Source organism: Stenotrophomonas sp. 2619 (assembly GCF_040548725.1).
In the GTDB taxonomy this organism is placed as follows: domain Bacteria; phylum Pseudomonadota; class Gammaproteobacteria; order Xanthomonadales; family Xanthomonadaceae; genus Stenotrophomonas; species Stenotrophomonas maltophilia_AP.
On record NZ_JBEPSF010000020.1, the window covers coordinates 1 to 17,011 of the forward strand.

Below are 17,011 nucleotides of genomic sequence, written 5' to 3' on the forward strand. Positions count from 1 at the left end.
CATTGTAGACCGGCTTATCTGCTTCGTCAACACCTTTTTTCAAGGCCGTTTCACCGAAGCGAAACGTTGTTGCCGATGCCGCTTCGTCGTTTGCCCCGAGAGGCTTTCGTCGTTGCGAGCCGCCTATTATGTCAGGCTTTTCGTTTCCGTCAACACCTTCTTTCGAAGTGGTTGGCGTCCGGTTCCTTCCACGGTTGCCGCCTTGCGGCGACCCCTGCGTCGGGGGAGGGAAAGTATGTCCCTTTCCACCTCGTTTGTGAAGGGGGTGGGACGACTTTTTTCACGTCGCCGCCCTCCCATTCATCCTATAGGGGTCCGGAACTGCCCGAACCCCTTGTGCCACTTAGGCCGAGACCAACAGGACGCGCGCGAAGTTGCGCTTGCCCACCTGCACCAGGCCTTCAAAACCGGGCACGAACACCTGCTGGGCGTCGTCCACGACCTCGCCATCCACCTTCACCGCACGCTCTTTGAGCTTGCGGGAGGCTTCGGAGTTGCTCGGGGTGAGCCCGGCAGCGGTGAGCAGCGCGCCAATCCGCAGGCCTTCGGCCGGGATCACCACTTGCTGCAGCGGCAACAGGGTCACATCGCCCTGCCCGGTTACGGCCGCATTCCAGCCGGCGATGGCCTGTTCGGCCGCGGCGGCATCATGGAAGCGGGTGGTGAGCTCACGGGCCAGGCGCAGCTTGACCTCACGCGGGTTCAAGCCGCCGGCCTCCACCTGCTGGCGCAGGCTGAGCGCTTCAGCCTGGCTGATATCAAAGGAGAGCAGCTCGATCCAGCGCCACATCAGGTCATCGCCGATCTTCATGGTCTTGGTGACGATGTCGATGGCCGGTTCGCTGATACCAATATAGTTGTTGAGCGACTTGGACATCTTGGCCACGCCGTCCAGGCCTTCCAGCAGCGGCATGGTCAGCACGATCTGCGGCTTCTGGCCGTAGTGCTCCTGCAGGCCGCGGCCCATCAGCAGGTTGAACTTCTGGTCGGTGCCGCCGAGCTCGACGTCCGCCTCCAGCGCCACCGAGTCGTAGCCCTGCACCAGCGGGTACAGGAACTCGTGCAGGGCGATGGACTGCTGGGCGGCATAGCGCTTGGCGAAGTCATCGCGTTCCAGCATGCGTGCCACGGTGTGCTGCCCGGCCAGGCGGATCATGTCGGCCGCGCCCATCGTGCCGAACCACTCCGAATTGAAGCGCACTTCGGTCTTGTCGCGGTCGAGCACCTTGAAGACCTGGTCTTCATAGGTGCGTGCGTTGGCCAGCACGTCGTCCTTGCTGAGCGGCTTGCGGGTGACGTTCTTGCCCGACGGGTCGCCGATCATGCCGGTGAAGTCGCCGATCAGGAAGATGACCTGGTGGCCGAGGTCCTGGAACTGGCGCAGCTTGTTCAGCAGCACGGTGTGGCCCAGGTGGAGGTCCGGCGCGGTGGGGTCGAAACCGGCCTTGATCCGCAGCGGGCGGCCGCTTTCCAGGCGCTGACGCAGCTCCTCGGGCTTGAGGACTTCGTCGGCACCGCGACCGATCAGGGCGATGGCTTCTTCAATCGATGACACGTGACAGCTCCCGGCAATGCCTTATTTATATGAATGACGTTAAGTACTAGTTAACCGCAAGCGCTTCACAAAAGCCAATAGGCACAAGGGTTTGACGCGGTATTTATACCTGTCTATGTTACCGACGTTTGGGCCCGCGCTCCCGGGCCAGCCAGGAACAGACCGACGATGCTCAATTCCGATCAAGGCCGCGCGCGCAAGACGCGCTTCAAGGAACGTCTCCACGTCCTCCACGACACCGCCCTGCATCGGAAGCTCAAACAGCATCTTCCCGCGGCCTTCAACCAGCGCTGGACGCGCCGGCACTGGATGCACGCCAGCCTGTTCGCCACCATCGGCGCCCTGGTGGCCACGATCGTGCCGGGCTTCTCGCACACCATTGAATCGCCCTACTCGGTCGGCCACTCCACGCTGGCCCTGCCGTTGCCGCCGCTGTCGCTGGAGCGCCAGAAGCAGGTACCGGGCGACAGCTGGCAGGTGCTGCGGGTGCAGCGCGGCCAGACCCTGAGCAATCTGTTCGACGAGGCCGGCATCCCGGCCACGGTGATGCACCAGGTGCTGGAGCACCCGGGCGCGCGTGAGGCGCTGACCAAGCTGCGCCCCGGCGCGGAGATCGCCTTCGACCTGCCGCTGTCCGGCGACCTGCGCACCATCCGCTTCGATCGCGATGCCGACAACCGGGTCGAGCTGTCGCTGGCCGACGGCAAGATTGCCGAGAAGGTGATCAAGCGCGAGTCGTCCACCCGCCGCATCGTGGCCAGCGGGGAAATCACCAGTTCACTGTATGCGGCCGCGCGCAAGGCCGGGCTGTCGCCGTCGGCGATTGCGACCATGACCGACGAGATCTTCAAGTACGACATCGACTTCTCCAAGGACCTGCAGCCGGGCGACCGCTTCAGCGTGGTGCTGGATGAGACCTGGCGCGAAGGCGAGAAGGTGGACACCAGCAAGATCCTGGCGGCCACCTTCACCTCGGGCGGCAAGACCTACAGCGGCTTCCGCTTCGACCGCAACGGCAAGTCGGAGTACTTCGACGTGAGCGGGCGGCCGCTGAAGAAGAGCTTCATCCGCATGCCGATCCCGTTCGCGCGGCTGAGCTCCAGCTTCGGCGCGCGCAAGCACCCGGTGCTGGGCAAGATGCGCATGCACAAGGGCGTGGACTACGCCGCGCGTACCGGCACCCCGATCATGGCCGCCGGCGACGCCCGCGTGCAGTTCGCCGGCACCCAGCGTGGCTACGGCAACGTGGTGATCCTGGACCATGGCCGCGGCCACACCACCCTGTACGGGCACATGTCGCGCTTCGGGGCGATCAAGACCGGGCAGCGCGTGGCCCAGGGCACGGTGATCGGCTATGTGGGCTCGACCGGCATGGCGACCGGCCCGCACCTGCACTACGAATTCCGCGTCAACGGCGAGCACCGCAACCCGCTGTCGGTGACGATGCCGCCGCCGGAGCCGCTGAAGGGTGCCGAGCTGGTAGCCTTCCGTGCGCAGACCGCACCGGCGCTGGCCCGCATCCAGGGCATGGAAAAGCTGATCTACGCCGACGCCAGCCCGGCGCCGCAGGCCGCCCCGGCCGACGCCCCGGCCCAGACGCAGACCGCCAGCGTGGCCAAGCCGACCAAGCGCAGCCGCGGCTGATCGCCCGGTACAGCAAGCGGACACGCGCGCATTGACGGCGGCAACGGGTTGCGCGGAAGCTGGGCGCACCCCGTTTTGACTGTGCCGCCATGACCGCTGTCGTTGACCCGCAAACCCCGCTCTACCTGGGCCTGATGTCCGGCACCAGCGCCGATGGCATCGATGCCGCGCTGGTGCAGTTTCCCGAGGCGGGCGGCTGCCGGTTCGTGGCCGGCCACACCCATGCGTGGGACCCGGCGCTGCGCGCGGAACTGATTGCGCTCGGCGAAGGCGGCGCTGTCGAATCGCTGGATACGCTGGGGCGGATCGATGCGCAGATCGGGATCACCTTCGCCGCCGCGGCCAATGCCCTGCTGGAACGCAGCGGCGTGGACCGGGCGCAGGTGCGGGCGATCGGCTCGCACGGGCAGACCGTGCGCCACCGGCCGCTGGCCGACCCGGCCTTCACGATGCAGCTGGGCGATGCCAATCGGATTGCCGAAGCCACCGGTATCACCACCGTGGGCGATTTCCGCCGTCGCGACGTGGCCGCCGGGGGACATGGCGCGCCGCTGATGCCGGCCTTCCACCTGGCCATGCTCGGCACCGCCGAGGAAGACCGGGCGATCCTCAACCTGGGCGGCATTGCCAACCTGACCCTGATTCCGCGCGACGGCGTACCGCGCGGCTTTGATACCGGCCCGGCCAATGCGCTGATGGATGCGTGGTGCCAGCGCCATCGCGGGGTGCCGTTCGATGCCGATGGCGCGTTTGCGGCCAGTGGGCAGGTGGATGAGGCATTGCTGGCGCAGTGGCTGGCCGAGCCGTGGTTCGCGCTGCCGCCGCCGAAGAGCACCGGGCGCGAGCAGTTCCACCTGGCGTGGGCGGAGGCGGCGATGGCCGAGGGCCAGCACGCGGCGGCCGATGTGCAGGCCACGCTGCTGGAGCTGACCGCCGCGACCGTGGCCGACGCGCTGCTGGCGCACCTGCCGGGCGCCAAGCGGGTGCTGGTGTGCGGCGGCGGGGTGCGCAATCCGCAGTTGCTGCGGCGGCTGGCGGCGCGGCTGCCGGGGGTGGTGATCGAGTCGAGCGCGGTGCACGGACTGGACCCGGATTACCTGGAGGCGATGGGGTTTGCGTGGTTGGCGCAGCGCACCTTGGACGGGTTGCCGGGAAACCTGCCGAGCGTGAGTGGGGCACGTGGGCCGCGGATCCTGGGAGCGATCCATCTGGCGTAACGCCAACGCCCGGCAATGGGGATGGTTCGTAGCGCCGGGCTCTGCCCGGCAATCGCGGACCGGATCGTAGCGCCGGGCTCTGCCCGGCAATCATGAACCTTGGCGCGGGAACTGCCGGGCAGAGCCCGGCGCTACACGCCCTGTGCGTCTGGCAGGGCCTGCAAGGCGGCGATGGCGTCGGCCAGGGCGTCTACTTCCGGGCTCTGGAAGCCGCTGCGGACCTCCAGTTCACTGGTGAACAGGCCCTGCTCCAGCAGCACCACACAGGTGTATTCGCGGGTCCAGCCGCGTGCGACGGCCACGCGCCGGATGCGTTCGTTCAACAGCGGGTCCAGATCCCGCAGCAGCAGATCGACCATTGTTCTCCCCGTTGGCAAGCACCGCCCCCACGGCACAACGGGGTCGATCATGGCGCAGCGGGGGGCGCCGGGCAACTGCGAGGGTCAGGCGGCCGCGGCGCGTTTGCGCTGCTGGCGGATCAACAACGCGCACAGGATGACCACCGGGATGCCGATCAGCGCGGTGCCGGTGAAGAACAGCGCATATCCCTCCAGCAGGGTGCGGCCCTGGGCCAGCGACTGCACCGCCCACCCCGAGAGGCCTTTCAACGCCTTGCCCGGCATTGCGTAGAACGAACTCAGCAAGGCGTACTGGGTGGCGGTGTAGCCGATGCTGGTCAGGCTGGACATGTAGGCGATCAACGCCGTGCCGGCGAACCCACCGGAGATGTTGTCGATGGCCATGGCGATGGCGAAGCTGGTCGGGTCCGGGCCGACATAGGCCAGCCACGCAAAGGCGAGGTTCGACGCCGGGCCCAGCACCGCGCCGACCAGCAAGGTGGCCAGTACGCCCCAGCGCACCGACACCAGGCCGGCAGCGGCAATGCCGATGAAGGTGGCCACCAGCCCGACCGAGCCGCGCACCGCGCCCACGGTTTCCTCGGCCAGCCCGAGGTCGACGTAGAACGGGTTGGCCATCGGGCCCATGATGAAATCGGCCATGCGGTAGATGCTGATGGCCAGCAGGATCAGGATCGCGCCACTGCGGTGTTCGCGCAGGAAGGCCACGAACGGGCCAACCAGTGCGTCGAACAGGCCGCGCGGCGTCCACAGCGCGGCGGCCTGGGTCTGCACCGCCAGCTGCGCGCGCGCCGGCTCTTTGGCCATCACCACGGCCACCACGCCCAGCGCCATCAGCCCGGCCATGATTTCGTAGGAGATCTGCCAGCCCACCCGGGCGGCGATCAGCAGGATCAGCGCATCGGTCACCAGCAACGCGGTGCGATAGCCCAGCGCCGCCGAGGAGGTCAGCAGACCGAGCTGTTCACTGTTGTCGGCGATCTCGATGCGCCAGGCATCGATGACGATGTCCTGGGTGGCAGACGCGAATGCCACCACGGTGGCCATGATCCCGAACACCACCAGGTGTTCCCAGGCGATGCCAAGGAAGACGAAGTGGCCGCCCTTGGGCTGGACCAGCGCCATACCCACCAGCGCCACGGCCACCACCAGCTGGGACAGCAGCATCCAGCCACGGCGGCGGCCGAAGCGCCCCAGCAGCGGCGCATTGACCTTGTCCACCAAGGGTGCCCACAGGAACTTCATCGAGTAGGCCAGGCCCACCCACGACAGGAAGCCGATGGTGGTGAGCTCGATGCCTTCCTTGCGCATCCAGAAGCCGAGCGTGTTGCCGACCAGGTAGATCGGCAGGCCGGAACTGAAGCCCAGCAGCAGCATGGCCAGCACCTTGCGCTGGCGCAGATTGGCCAGCACCCGTTGCCAGGGGCGGCGCGGCTTGGCGACCGCTTCACTCATGGGGCGTAGTCCACCGTGAACGGGGCATGGTCGGAGAAGCGCTCATCGCGGTAGATCGAGCAGGCGCGCAGGCGGTCGCGCAGGCCGGGGCTGACGAACTGGTAGTCGATGCGCCACCCGACGTTGTTGGCCCGGGCCGCGCCGCGGTTGCTCCACCAGGTGTAGTCCTCGCCCTGCGGGTGCAGCAGGCGGTAGGCGTCGGTCCAGCCCTGGCCGGCGGCGATATCCAGCGCCTGGTCGGTGTCCACGCATTGGCCGTTGAGCCAGTCGCGCTCGGGCGGCAGGCAGCCGGAGTTCTTCTGGTTGGACTTCCAGTTCTTGATGTCCAGCGCCGAGCGCACGATGTTCCAGTCGCCGCAGAGCACGTAGTCGCGGCCGCTGGCCAGCCACTCCGCCAGGATCGGGCGCAGCCACTCCATCACTTCGTACTTGAAGCCCTGGCGCAGGTCGCCCGAGCTGCCCGACGGGATATAGAAGGAGACCACGCTGAGGTTGCCGTAGCGGGCCTCGATGTAGCGGCCTTCGTCGTCGAACGGGGCCCAGCCCAGCGAGGTGATGACCTGGTCGGGCTCGCGCTTGCTGTAGATGGCCACGCCGCTGTAGCCCTTCTTGGTGATGGCGTCGCGGTAGAAGCAGTGGTGGCCGTCCGGGCGGAACATCGGGTCGGTCAGCTGGTCTTCCTGGGCCTTGGTCTCCTGGATGCAGAGCACGTCGGCGTCCTGGGCGCGGAACCAGTCGAGGAAGCCCTTGGTGGCGGCCGAACGGATGCCGTTGGCGTTGAAGCTGATGATGCGCATGCGGGTCCAGGTCTGAAACGGTAACCGGGAAAGCATACCGGGAAGACCCTGCCGCGGCGTGCCGGAATGCGGCGGCACTGTGTGCTGGCGGGCCCCCCTGTCCCGGCTGCGACCCCGCGCCGCGGGGCCCCGGAGGGCGAAAAACGCGCCCATGCATTAGGATTTGCGGTCCAAATGAATTGAATAGAGTCCTGATGAGCGACCATCGCCACCGTTTCCTGCAACTGGCCCTGACCGCCGATGCCCTGCGTTTCGGCCAGTTCACCCTCAAGTCGGGCCGCCTGAGCCCCTATTTCTTCAATGCCGGCCGCTTCGATTCGGGCGCGCGCATGGTCCAGCTGGCCGCCTGCTACGCCGACGCAGTGGAGGCCACCGGGCTGAAGTTCGACGTGGTGTTCGGCCCGGCCTACAAGGGCATCCCGCTGGCCACCGCGACCGCCTGCGAGTTCGCCCAGCGCGGCCGCGACCTGCCGCTGTCGTTCAACCGCAAGGAAGCCAAGGCCCACGGTGAAGGTGGCAACCTGATTGGCGCGGACATGAATGGCAAGCGCGTGCTGATCGTGGACGACGTGATCACCGCCGGCACCGCCATCCGCGAGGCCCTGGGCATCATCAAGGACGCCGGTGGCACCCCGGCCGGGATCGTGGTGGCGCTGGACCGCCAGGAGATCGCCTCGGAAACCGACCGCCGTTCGGCGGCCCAGTCCGTGGCCGAGGAAGCCGGCATTCCGGTGGTGGCCGTGGCCACGCTGGCCGACCTGCTTGATTTTGCCTCCGGAAATCCGGAACTTGTGGGGTACCGGCAGCCGCTGGAGGACTACCGGTCCCGCTACGGCACCCGTCCTACGCGTTGAGAGCAGGGGGCTCTGACCACCATGTCCAGGATTGTTTCGATCACCGCCATCGGCCTGTTGCTGGCCGTCGCCACGGTGCCCCTGCACGCGCAGAGCGGCAAGGGCGAGGCGAAGGCGAAGAAGCTGTATTGCTGGAACAAGGGGTCCGAGCGCATCTGCAGCGATACGCTGCCGCAGGAGGCGATCAACAACGCACGCGAGGAGTTCAGCGCCACCAGTGGCCTGCGCCGCGGCGAGGTGGAGCGCACCCTGACCGAGGAAGAGCGCGCTGATGCGGCCGTTGCCGCCGCACAGCGCCAGCTTGACCTGGCCGCCGAGGAGACCCGCCAGCGCACCGAGCAGGCGATGCTGTCCACGTATGAAAACGAGAATGACCTGCGCCGCGTATTCGTGGAGCGCACGGGCATCATCGACAACAACGTGCAGACCGCGCGATACAACGTGGCCAGCCTGCGCGACGCACTGGTGAGCCTGCTGGGCACGGCCGGTGATCGCGAACTGGCCGGGCAGCCGGTGATCGAGAAGCACGCGGCGAGCATTCGCCAGCGGCACACCGAGCTGGTGGCGCAGCTGCGCATGCAGAACTCGTTCGAGCAGCAGCGCCGTGCGCTGGATGTGGAGATCGAGGAGACGCTGCAGCGGTACCGGTTGTTGAAGGGTGTGAGCACCGATCCGCGCGGGTAAACGCGCGGGTGCGGAGGGAATGAAGGCGGCCTTGGGCCGCCTTTTTTGTGGGCGGAGGGTGGGTACCGGGCGTGGGCGCCCCACCGGCGTGGCGTAGGCGCCCCAGCGGCGTGGCGTGGGCGACCCACCGGCGTAGAGCGGGGCTCTGCCCCGCTGCCGTAGATCCGGAGCAGGGGATGCGTTGCGGCAGCCGGGCAGAGCCCGGTGCTACGGGCGGTGTGCGGGTGGCGCGATGGGGGTGCCTGCGCAGGTTTTATGCACTTTTTACGCGGCGGGGCCGGTTGCGGCGTGGAGCGTTTACGCCGGTGGGGAACACGATGGGCGCCTGACGTGGAGTGGTTCCACCTGGACGTCCCATGAGCCTGTTTCTGCCTGTTTCCCCTGCCGCCGGTGCGCCCTGCACCGCCGCCCTTCTTTCCTGCGCCTGAGGCCACTGCCATGTCTGCCTGGCTTTCCCTGCTGTGCGGCGTGCTTGTGCTCGTTGCCGCCGCCTACCTGCTGTATGTCGTGCTTCGGCCCGAAGCGTTCTGATCGGAGACGACCATGACCGAGATCCTGTTGATCCTGCTGGCCAGCATCGTGCTGGCCTTTCCGCTTGGGCTGTACCTGGCCCGGGTGATGCGCGGTGCGCCGATGCGCGGCGATGCGCTGTTCGGGCTGGTTGAAAAACCGCTGTACTGGCTGCTGGGGGTGAACCCGGCGCGTGGCATGTCGTGGCGCGGCTATGTGGGCGCGTTCCTGTTGAGCAACGTGGTGATCGCGGTGCTGGTGCAGGCCGTCTTCATGACCCAGGCCTGGCTGCCGTTCAACCCCGACCAGATTCCCAACATGCGCTGGGACACCGCGCTGCACACCATGGTGTCGTTCCTGACCAACACCAACCAGCAGCACTATTCGGGCCAGGCGCAGCTGTCGTACTTCTCGCAGATGACCGCGATCACCGGCCTGCAGGTAGTGACGCCGATGATGGGCCTGGCGCTGGTGTTGGCCACCCTGCGTGCGCTGTTCGGTGCGCGCCCGGACGACGTGGACGCGCAGCAGGCCGCGCAGCTCAGCGCCGACCGCCGCGTGGACGTGGGCAACTACTACGCCGACGTGGTGCGCGCGTGCGTGCGCTTCATGCTGCCGCTGTGCCTGCTGTGGGCGGTGCTGCTGACCAGCCAGGGCGTGCCCTCGACGCTGGCCGCTGGCCCGCAGGCCACGCCGATCGATGCCGCGGCCGGCATGGACACGCAGAAACTGCCGCTGGGTCCGGTGGCGGCGATGGTGGCGGCCAAGCAGCTGGGCACCAACGGCGGTGGCTGGTATGGCCCCAACAGCTCGATGCCGCTGGAGAACCCCACCCCGCTGTCGAACGCGCTGGAACTGATCGGCATCCTGCTGATTCCCATCGCGGTGATCTTCATGCTGGGCGCGTTCACCGGGCGCAAGCGCCTGGCCGGGCTGGTGTTCGGCTGCATGCTGGCGATGTCCAGCGTGTCGGTGGCGGCCACGGTGTGGCTAGAAGGGCATTCGGCCACCGCGGCCAGCCCGCTGCTGATGGAAGGCAAGGAAGTGCGTTTCGGCGCGGACGACACCAGCTTGTGGGCGGCCATCACCACCCAGGTGTCCAACGGCTCGGTCAACGGCATGCATGACTCGCTGAGCCCGCTGGCCGGTGCGGTGCCGATGGTGAACATGCTGGTCAACGCGATCTGGGGCGGCATTGGCTGCGGCCTGCAGCAGTTCATCGTGTACCTGCTGCTGGGCGTGTTCCTGGCCGGCCTGATGACCGGGCGTACCCCCGAACTGCTCGGCCGCAAACTGGAAACCCCGCAGGTGCGCCTGCTGGCCCTGCTGGTGCTGCTGCAGCCGATCACCATCCTGGGCTTCACCGCGATCACGCTGGCCATTCCGTCGATCACCGGCACCTCCAACCCCGGCTTCCACGGCATCAGCCAGGTGTTCTATGAGTATGTGTCGGCGTTCGCCAACAACGGCTCGGGCTTCGAAGGCCTGGGCGATGCCACCCCGTGGTGGAACCTGAGCTGCACGCTGGTGCTGCTGCTGGGCCGCTACCCGGTGCTGGTGATTCCGCTGATCGTGGCCGCGCAGCTGGCCGCCAAGCGGCGCGCCCCGGAATCGGCCGGCACGCTGCAGATTGAAACCCCGACCTTCGCGCTGACCCTGATCGCGCTGATCGTCATCCTGACCGTATTGCAGTTCATGCCGGCGCTGGTGTTGGGCCCGGTGGCCGACCACCTGTCGCTGACCCTGCACTGAGACGTGAGCCCATGAGTACCTATCCCTTGAACGTTTCTTCCCACCGCCGCCAGCGCCTGCTCGACGCGGCCGGCTGGCGCCGCGCCCTGCGCGATGCGGTGATCAAACTGTCGCCCCGGCACCTGCTGCACAGCCCGGTGATGGCGGTGGTGATGGCCGGCACCGTGGTCAGCCTGGTGGTGACCCTGAGCGGCAACGCACCGCTGGGCTTCGGCCTGGCGGTCACCGCGATCCTGCTGCTGACCGTGTTGTTCGGCAACTTCGCCGAGGCCGTGGCCGAAGCGCGCGGCCGGGGCCAGGCGGCGTCGCTGCGGCGGGCCCGCCAGGACCTCAGCGCGCGTCGGCTGGCGGCCGCGCACGCCGGCGCCAGCGAAACCCAGGTCCCGGCAGCGGAGCTGCGCCCGGGCGACCACGTGATCGTCAGTGCCGGCGAGCTGATTCCGGCCGACGGCGAGATCGTGCAGGGCCTGGCCACCATCAACGAAGCGGCGGTGACCGGTGAATCGGCGCCGGTGCTGCGCGAGGCGGGGACCGACCGCAGCGGCGTGATCGGCGGCACCAAGGTGCTGTCGGACCAGATCATCGTGCGGGTCACCGCCGAGCCGGGCCACAGCTTCCTGGACCGCATGATCGCGTTGGTGGAAGGCGCCAACCGGCAGAAGACGCCCAACGAAGTCGCGCTGACCCTGCTGCTGGCGGCGATGACGCTCACCTTCCTGATCGTGGTGGCCACGCTGCCGGCCATTGGCGCCTTCGTCGGCGTCAAGGTCGATCCGCTGCTGCTGATCGCGCTGCTGGTGTGCCTGATTCCCACCACCATCGGCGGGCTGCTGCCGGCCATCGGCATTGCCGGCATGAACCGGGCGCTGGCCGCCAACGTGCTGGCCAAATCCGGCAAGGCGGTGGAAGTGGCTGGCGACGTGGACGTGCTGCTGCTGGACAAGACCGGCACCATCACCCACGGCGACCGCCAGGCCACCCACTTCCATGCGCTGGCCGGGATCGACGCCACGCAGCTGCGCGAAGCGGCGCTGTTGTCGTCGCTGGCCGACCCGACCCCGGAAGGCAAATCCATCGTGCGCCTGGCGCGCGAGCAGGGCTGCACCACCGCCGAACCGGACCGTGCGGACTACCTGGCGTTCACCGCGCAGACCCGCATGTCCGGCGTGGACCTGGACGGCGGCCGCCGCATCCGCAAGGGTGCCTCCGATGCGATCACCGCCTATGTGCGTGAGCTGGGTGGCACGGTGCCGGCCGAGCTGCCGGGCCGCGTGGAACAGGTGGCGCGCAACGGTGCCACCCCGCTGGTGGTGTGCGAAGGCCGGCACGTGCTGGGCGTGATCGAGCTGTCGGACGTGGTCAAGCACGGCATGCGCGAGAAGTTCGCGCAGCTGCGGGCCATGGGTATCCGCACGGTGATGATCACCGGCGACAACCCGCTCACCGCGGCCGCCATTGCCGCCGAAGCCGGCGTGGACGACTACATCGCCGAGGCGCGCCCGGAAGACAAACTGGCCCGCATCCGTGCCGAACAGGCCGGTGGGCGGCTGGTGGCGATGGTGGGCGACGGTACCAACGACGCCCCGGCGCTGGCCCAGGCCGACATCGGCCTGGCGATGAACTCCGGCACGCAGGCCGCCAAGGAGGCCGGCAACATGGTCGACCTGGATTCGGACCCGGCCAAGCTGTTGGCGGTGGTGGAAGTGGGCAAGCAGCAGCTGATCACGCGCGGTGCGCTGACCACCTTCTCGCTGGCCAACGATGTGTCCAAGTACTTCGCGATTCTGCCGGCGCTGTTCGCCTCCACCCTGCCGGCGATGGCGGCGTTGAACGTGATGCACCTGTCCAGCCCGCGCAACGCGGTGCTGGCGGCGCTGATCTTCAACGCGCTGGTGATTCCGGCGTTGATTCCGCTGGCACTGCGCGGGGTGCGGTTCCGCCCGGCCACGGCCACCGCGCTGCTGCGCCGGAACATGCTGGTGTACGGCCTGGGCGGCGTGCTGCTGCCGTTCGCGGCCATCAAGTTGATCGACCTCTTCCTTGTCTCGGTATTCGGCGCATGAACCGCTCACTTGCAACCTCCCTGCCCCGCACCGCGCGCGCCCGCGCCGTGGATGCGGCTACCCTGCCCCGCACCGCGCGCGCCCGCGCCGTGGATGCGGCTACCCTGCAGCAGCACGGCGCGTGGCGTCCGGCGCTGATGCTGGGCCTGGTCAGCCTGCTGCTGCTCGGCCTGGCGTACGCCGTGGCCGCCACCGGTGCCAGCCGGCTGCTGTTCCCGGCGCAGGCCGATGGCAGCCTGCTCATCCGCGACGGCCAGGTGCGCGGCTCGCAGCTGATCGCCCAGCCGTTCACCGGCGACGGCTACTTCCAGGCGCGTCCTTCGGCGGCCAGCTACGACCCGATGGCGGCGGCCGGCAGCAACCTGGCGCGCAGCAACCCGGCCCTGCAGGAACGCGTGCAGGCCAGCATCGCCGCAGTGGCCGCGCGCGAAGGGATAGCGCCGGCGCAGGTGCCCGGCGACCTGGTGACCCAATCGGGCGCAGGCATGGACCCGGAGCTGTCGCCGGCGGCGGCGCAGGTGCAGATGGCGCGCGTGGCCCGCAGCCGCGGGCTGCCGGTTGAACAGGTGGCGGCGCTGGTGAAAGCGAATACGCAGGGTCCGCAATGGGGCGTGTTCGGGCAGCCACGCGTGAACGTGATGACCTTGAACCTGGCGTTGGATGCGCAGGTCGGGCAGCCGGGCAAGGCCCCGCTCCACGGGATGCCTTGATGCGCTGCGTACCGTCCGGGGCGCACAATCGCCACCCATGAGCGACCCCCGCACCCGCCAGGCCGATGCCCTGGTTGAACGCCTGCAACGCGAAGCCGGCGGCAAACTCACCGTGTTCCTCGGTGCCGCCCCCGGCGTGGGCAAGACCTTCAGCATGCTCAGCCGCGCGCACGAACAGCTGCGTCGCGGCGTGGACGTGGTGGTGGGACTGGTGGAAACCCACGGCCGCGCCGAGACCTCGGCGCTGCTGGAGGGCCTGCCGCAGGTGCCGCTGGTGCACCGCGACTACCAGCAGCATGTGCTGGGCGAGATGGACCTGGACGCCGTGCTGGCGCGCCACCCGGCGCTGGTGCTGGTGGACGAACTGGCCCACCGCAACGTACCCGGCAGCCGCCACGAGCGGCGCTGGCAGGACGTGATGGAACTGCTGGAAGCCGGCATCGATGTGTGGACCACGGTCAACATCCAGCACCTGGAAAGCCTCAACGATGTGGTGATGCGCATCACCGGCGTGCGCGTGAGCGAAACCGTGCCCGATGCGGTGCTGGACCGCCTGCACGACATCGTGCTGGTGGACATTCCGCCGCGCGAACTGATCGAGCGCCTGCAGCAGGGCAAGGTGTACGTGCCCGAGCAGGCCGCGCAGGCACTGCAGGCGTTCTTCTCGCCGGCCAACCTGACCGCACTGCGCGAACTGGCCATGCAGGAAGCGGCCGACCGCGTGGACAGCAGCCTGCGCGAGACCCGCGCCGCGCGTGGCGAGGGCAACCTGCCACTGCGCCGCCGCGTATTGGTGGCCATCGATGGCGGGGGCCAGAGCGAGTACCTGGTGCGCGTGGGCCGGCGCATTGCCGAGCGTCGCGATGCACCATGGACGGTCGTAACCGTGCAGGGCCGGCGCAACGACGAGGCCACCCTTCGCGAGATCGACGCGGCGTTCGCCCTCGCCCGCCGCCTCGGCGGCGAGGCCGAGCTGCTGCACGGGTCCAGCATTGCCGATGCGCTGCTGGACCATGCCGCACACAACAGCGTGTCGACCCTGGTGCTGGGCCGCACCCGCGAGCGCCCGTTCGCGCGCATGCTCAACCGCACGCTCACCCAGCAGCTGATCCAGCGTGGCGCGCACTACGAGATCACCATCATCGGCACCCCGCAGGCACGGGCACGGGCGCGGCGCACCGGGTTGAGCGTGCCCAGCCGCAGCACCGGCCAGGACACCCTGCTGGCGTTGGGCGCCACCGCGATTGCCTGCCTGGTGGCGCTGGTGGCCGAGCGTTGGGTGGGGCTGTACGACCTGTCGATGGTGTTCATCGTGGCGGTGGTGATGGTGGCCGCGCGCAGCCGCACCAGTGCGGCGGTGATTGCCGCGGCGTTGTGTTTCCTGGCCTACAACTTCTTCTTCATCGCCCCGCGCTTCACCTTTGCCATCAGCGCACGCCAGGGCGTGATTACCGTGTTCCTGTTCCTGGCCGCCGCGCTGGTGGCCGGGCGGCTGGCGTCGCGGTTGCGCATGCAGGTGCTGGCGTTGCGCGCGGCCAACCGGCATGCCAACGCGCGCCAGGCACTGGGCCGGCAGCTGACCCGCGCGGCCAGCAACGAAGAGGTGGCCCAGGCCGGGCGCGAGGCGCTGGAGCAGGCAATGGACGCCCCGGCGTGGCTGCGCATCGGCCAGGACACCAGCACCAGCGGCAGTGCCGCGCCGGGCGACACCGACCTGGCCGCCGCCGACTGGGCGCGCCGCCACGGCCAGCCCAGTGGTCGCTTCACCGACACCCTGGCCGGTGCGGAGTGGTGGTTCCTGCCGCTGCTGGATGGCGATGACCGCGCCATCGGCGTGGCCGGCATGCGCTTCGCCCGCACCGCGCCGCGGCTTACCCCCGAGCAGCGCCAGCTGGCCGAGGCGATGGTGGATGACATTGCCCAGGCCGCGCTGCGCACCCAGCTGGTGGCCGACCTGGAAAAGGCGCATGTGAGCAACGAGACCGAGCGGCTGCGCTCGGCGCTGCTGTCGTCGGTGTCGCACGACCTGCGCTCGCCGCTGGCGGCGATGATCGGCTCGGCCGACAGCCTCTCCAGCTATGCCGACGCGATGGACGCGCAGGACCGCCGCGCCCTGCTGGACACCATCCTGGTGGAAGGCGAGCGGCTGGACCGCTACATCCAGAACCTGCTGGACATGACCCGGCTGGGCCACGAGGGCCTGCAGATCAACCGCGACTGGATCGGCGTGGACGAGCTGGTGGGCTCGGCCGCGCGCCGCTTGCAGCGCTACCAGCCGGAGGTGCAGCTGAAGCTGGACATTCCGGCCACGCTGGCGCCGATCTGGGTGCACCCGGCGCTGGTGGAACAGGCCGTGTTCAACGTGATGGAGAACGCGGCCAAGTTCTCCCCGCCGGGCGCGGCGGTGGAGGTGCAGGCGCGGCTGGTGGAGGGCGAACTGCGCATCGACGTGCTGGACGCCGGCCCCGGCATTCCCGACGACGAGCGCGCGCGCATCTTCGACATGTTCTACAGCGTGGAGCGTGGCGACCGCGGCCGGCATGGCACCGGGCTGGGGCTGACCATCTGCCAGGGCATGATCGGCGCCCATGGCGGTAGCGTGCAGGCGCTGCCGGGCCGCGACGGACGCGGTACCCTGATCCGCATTACGCTGCCCCTGCTGCAACCCCACCCTGCCGATGACCACGACGACCCCTGACCTGCCCCAAGGTGCGCCCCCGGCGCGCGTGCTGGTGATTGACGATGAAGCGCAGATCCGGCGCTTCCTCGATATCAGCCTGCGCGCGCAGGGCTACCGCGTGGTGCAGGCCGCCACCGGCCAGGCCGGGCTGGAAGCGCTGGTAAGCGAGGGCGCGGACCTGGTGATCCTGGATATCGGCCTGCCGGACATGGAAGGCCACGAGGTACTGGCCGAACTGCGCCAGTGGAGCCAGGTGCCGGTGATCATGCTGACCGTGCGCGCCGGTGAAACCGAGAAGGTGCGGGCGCTGGACAACGGCGCCAACGACTATGTGACCAAGCCGTTCGGCACCCAGGAGCTGATGGCGCGGGTGCGGGCGTTGCTGCGCTCGCGCACGGTGTCGGCCGATGGCGTGTTGCCGCAGTTCGATGACGGGCACCTGCACATCGACCTGGTGCGCCGCGAGGTGCACCTGGACGGCGCGCCGGTGGCGCTGACGCGCAAGGAATATGCGTTGTTGTCGTTGTTGTTGCGCAACGCCGGGCGGGTGGTGACCCAGCCGCAGATCCTGCAGGAAATCTGGGGGCCAACGCATCAGGAAGACACGCATTACCTGCGGATCCTGGTGGGCAAGTTGCGGCACAAGCTGGGCGATTCCGCGTTGGATTCGCGGTACGTGTTCACCGAACCGGGCGTGGGATTGCGGTTCAAGGGGTGAGGAGGCACCGCGA

14 protein-coding genes are annotated in these 17,011 nt (G+C 68.6%); 10 read left to right on the plus strand and 4 right to left on the minus strand.

Going from position 1 to position 17,011, the window contains the following annotated elements:
* Nucleotides 1–343 precede the first annotated feature (343 nt).
* Nucleotides 344–1,555 (minus strand): tyrosine--tRNA ligase, encoded by a 1,212-nt coding sequence (gene tyrS, locus ABIA71_RS17765; RefSeq protein ID WP_354286960.1) that lies wholly within the window; start codon nucleotides 1,553–1,555, stop codon nucleotides 344–346.
* Between the two features lie 168 nt (nucleotides 1,556–1,723).
* On the opposite strand from tyrS, the gene ABIA71_RS17770 reads away from it, so the two are divergent.
* A complete protein-coding gene (locus ABIA71_RS17770; RefSeq protein WP_354286961.1) occupies nucleotides 1,724–3,199 on the plus strand; it encodes a M23 family metallopeptidase in 1,476 nt (491 codons plus the stop codon).
* 89 nt (nucleotides 3,200–3,288) lie between these two features.
* On the plus strand, nucleotides 3,289–4,416 hold the full coding sequence (locus tag ABIA71_RS17775) for an anhydro-N-acetylmuramic acid kinase (protein WP_354286963.1): 1,128 nt from the start codon (nucleotides 3,289–3,291) through the stop codon (nucleotides 4,414–4,416).
* A 131-nt stretch (nucleotides 4,417–4,547) separates the two neighbouring features.
* Here ABIA71_RS17775 and ABIA71_RS17780 read toward each other — a convergent pair whose 3' ends face one another.
* The 3 genes from ABIA71_RS17780 to ABIA71_RS17790 form a co-directional block, all read right to left on the minus strand.
* Nucleotides 4,548–4,775, minus strand: a complete 228-nt coding sequence (locus tag ABIA71_RS17780) for a hypothetical protein (protein WP_038690954.1) — start codon at nucleotides 4,773–4,775, stop codon at nucleotides 4,548–4,550.
* An 84-nt stretch (nucleotides 4,776–4,859) separates the two neighbouring features.
* Nucleotides 4,860–6,230, minus strand: coding sequence for an AmpG family muropeptide MFS transporter (locus ABIA71_RS17785; protein WP_354286965.1), 1,371 nt, complete (start codon nucleotides 6,228–6,230; stop codon nucleotides 4,860–4,862).
* Nucleotides 6,227–7,027, minus strand: coding sequence for an exodeoxyribonuclease III (locus ABIA71_RS17790; protein ID WP_038690958.1), 801 nt, complete (start codon nucleotides 7,025–7,027; stop codon nucleotides 6,227–6,229). The genes ABIA71_RS17785 and ABIA71_RS17790 overlap by 4 nt, the downstream gene beginning before the upstream one ends.
* 194 nt (nucleotides 7,028–7,221) lie before the next feature.
* Here ABIA71_RS17790 and pyrE point away from each other — a divergent pair, with 194 nt between their 5' ends.
* The 8 genes from pyrE (at nucleotide 7,222) to ABIA71_RS17830 (ending at nucleotide 16,998) form a co-directional block, all read left to right on the plus strand.
* On the plus strand, nucleotides 7,222–7,881 hold the full coding sequence (gene pyrE / locus ABIA71_RS17795) for an orotate phosphoribosyltransferase (RefSeq protein WP_128096031.1): 660 nt from the start codon (nucleotides 7,222–7,224) through the stop codon (nucleotides 7,879–7,881).
* Nucleotides 7,882–7,902: 21 nt separating this feature from the next.
* Nucleotides 7,903–8,565, plus strand: coding sequence for a hypothetical protein (locus ABIA71_RS17800; RefSeq protein WP_354286968.1), 663 nt, complete (start codon nucleotides 7,903–7,905; stop codon nucleotides 8,563–8,565).
* Nucleotides 8,566–9,003: 438 nt separating this feature from the next.
* Nucleotides 9,004–9,096: a potassium-transporting ATPase subunit F gene (locus ABIA71_RS17805; protein WP_038690964.1), complete on the plus strand. Its 93-nt coding sequence runs from the start codon at nucleotides 9,004–9,006 to the stop codon at nucleotides 9,094–9,096.
* Nucleotides 9,097–9,108: 12 nt separating this feature from the next.
* On the plus strand, nucleotides 9,109–10,827 hold the full coding sequence (gene kdpA, locus ABIA71_RS17810; RefSeq protein WP_354286970.1) for a potassium-transporting ATPase subunit KdpA: 1,719 nt from the start codon (nucleotides 9,109–9,111) through the stop codon (nucleotides 10,825–10,827).
* A gap of 11 nt (nucleotides 10,828–10,838) precedes the next feature.
* The gene (gene kdpB / locus ABIA71_RS17815) at nucleotides 10,839–12,890 is read left to right on the plus strand and encodes a potassium-transporting ATPase subunit KdpB (protein WP_354286972.1); all 2,052 of its coding nucleotides are present in this window, start codon (nucleotides 10,839–10,841) and stop codon (nucleotides 12,888–12,890) included.
* Complete coding sequence (gene kdpC, locus ABIA71_RS17820; RefSeq protein WP_354286974.1) at nucleotides 12,887–13,600, plus strand: potassium-transporting ATPase subunit KdpC; 714 nt, start codon at nucleotides 12,887–12,889, stop codon at nucleotides 13,598–13,600. Before kdpB ends, kdpC begins: the two co-directional genes overlap by 4 nt.
* A 37-nt stretch (nucleotides 13,601–13,637) precedes the next feature.
* Entirely contained in the window at nucleotides 13,638–16,298 is a 2,661-nt protein-coding gene (locus ABIA71_RS17825) for an ATP-binding protein (RefSeq protein ID WP_354286976.1), read from the plus strand.
* The gene (locus ABIA71_RS17830) at nucleotides 16,279–16,998 is read left to right on the plus strand and encodes a response regulator transcription factor (protein ID WP_051598917.1); all 720 of its coding nucleotides are present in this window, start codon (nucleotides 16,279–16,281) and stop codon (nucleotides 16,996–16,998) included. The genes ABIA71_RS17825 and ABIA71_RS17830 overlap by 20 nt, the downstream gene beginning before the upstream one ends.
* The last annotated feature ends 13 nt before the right edge of the window (nucleotides 16,999–17,011 follow it).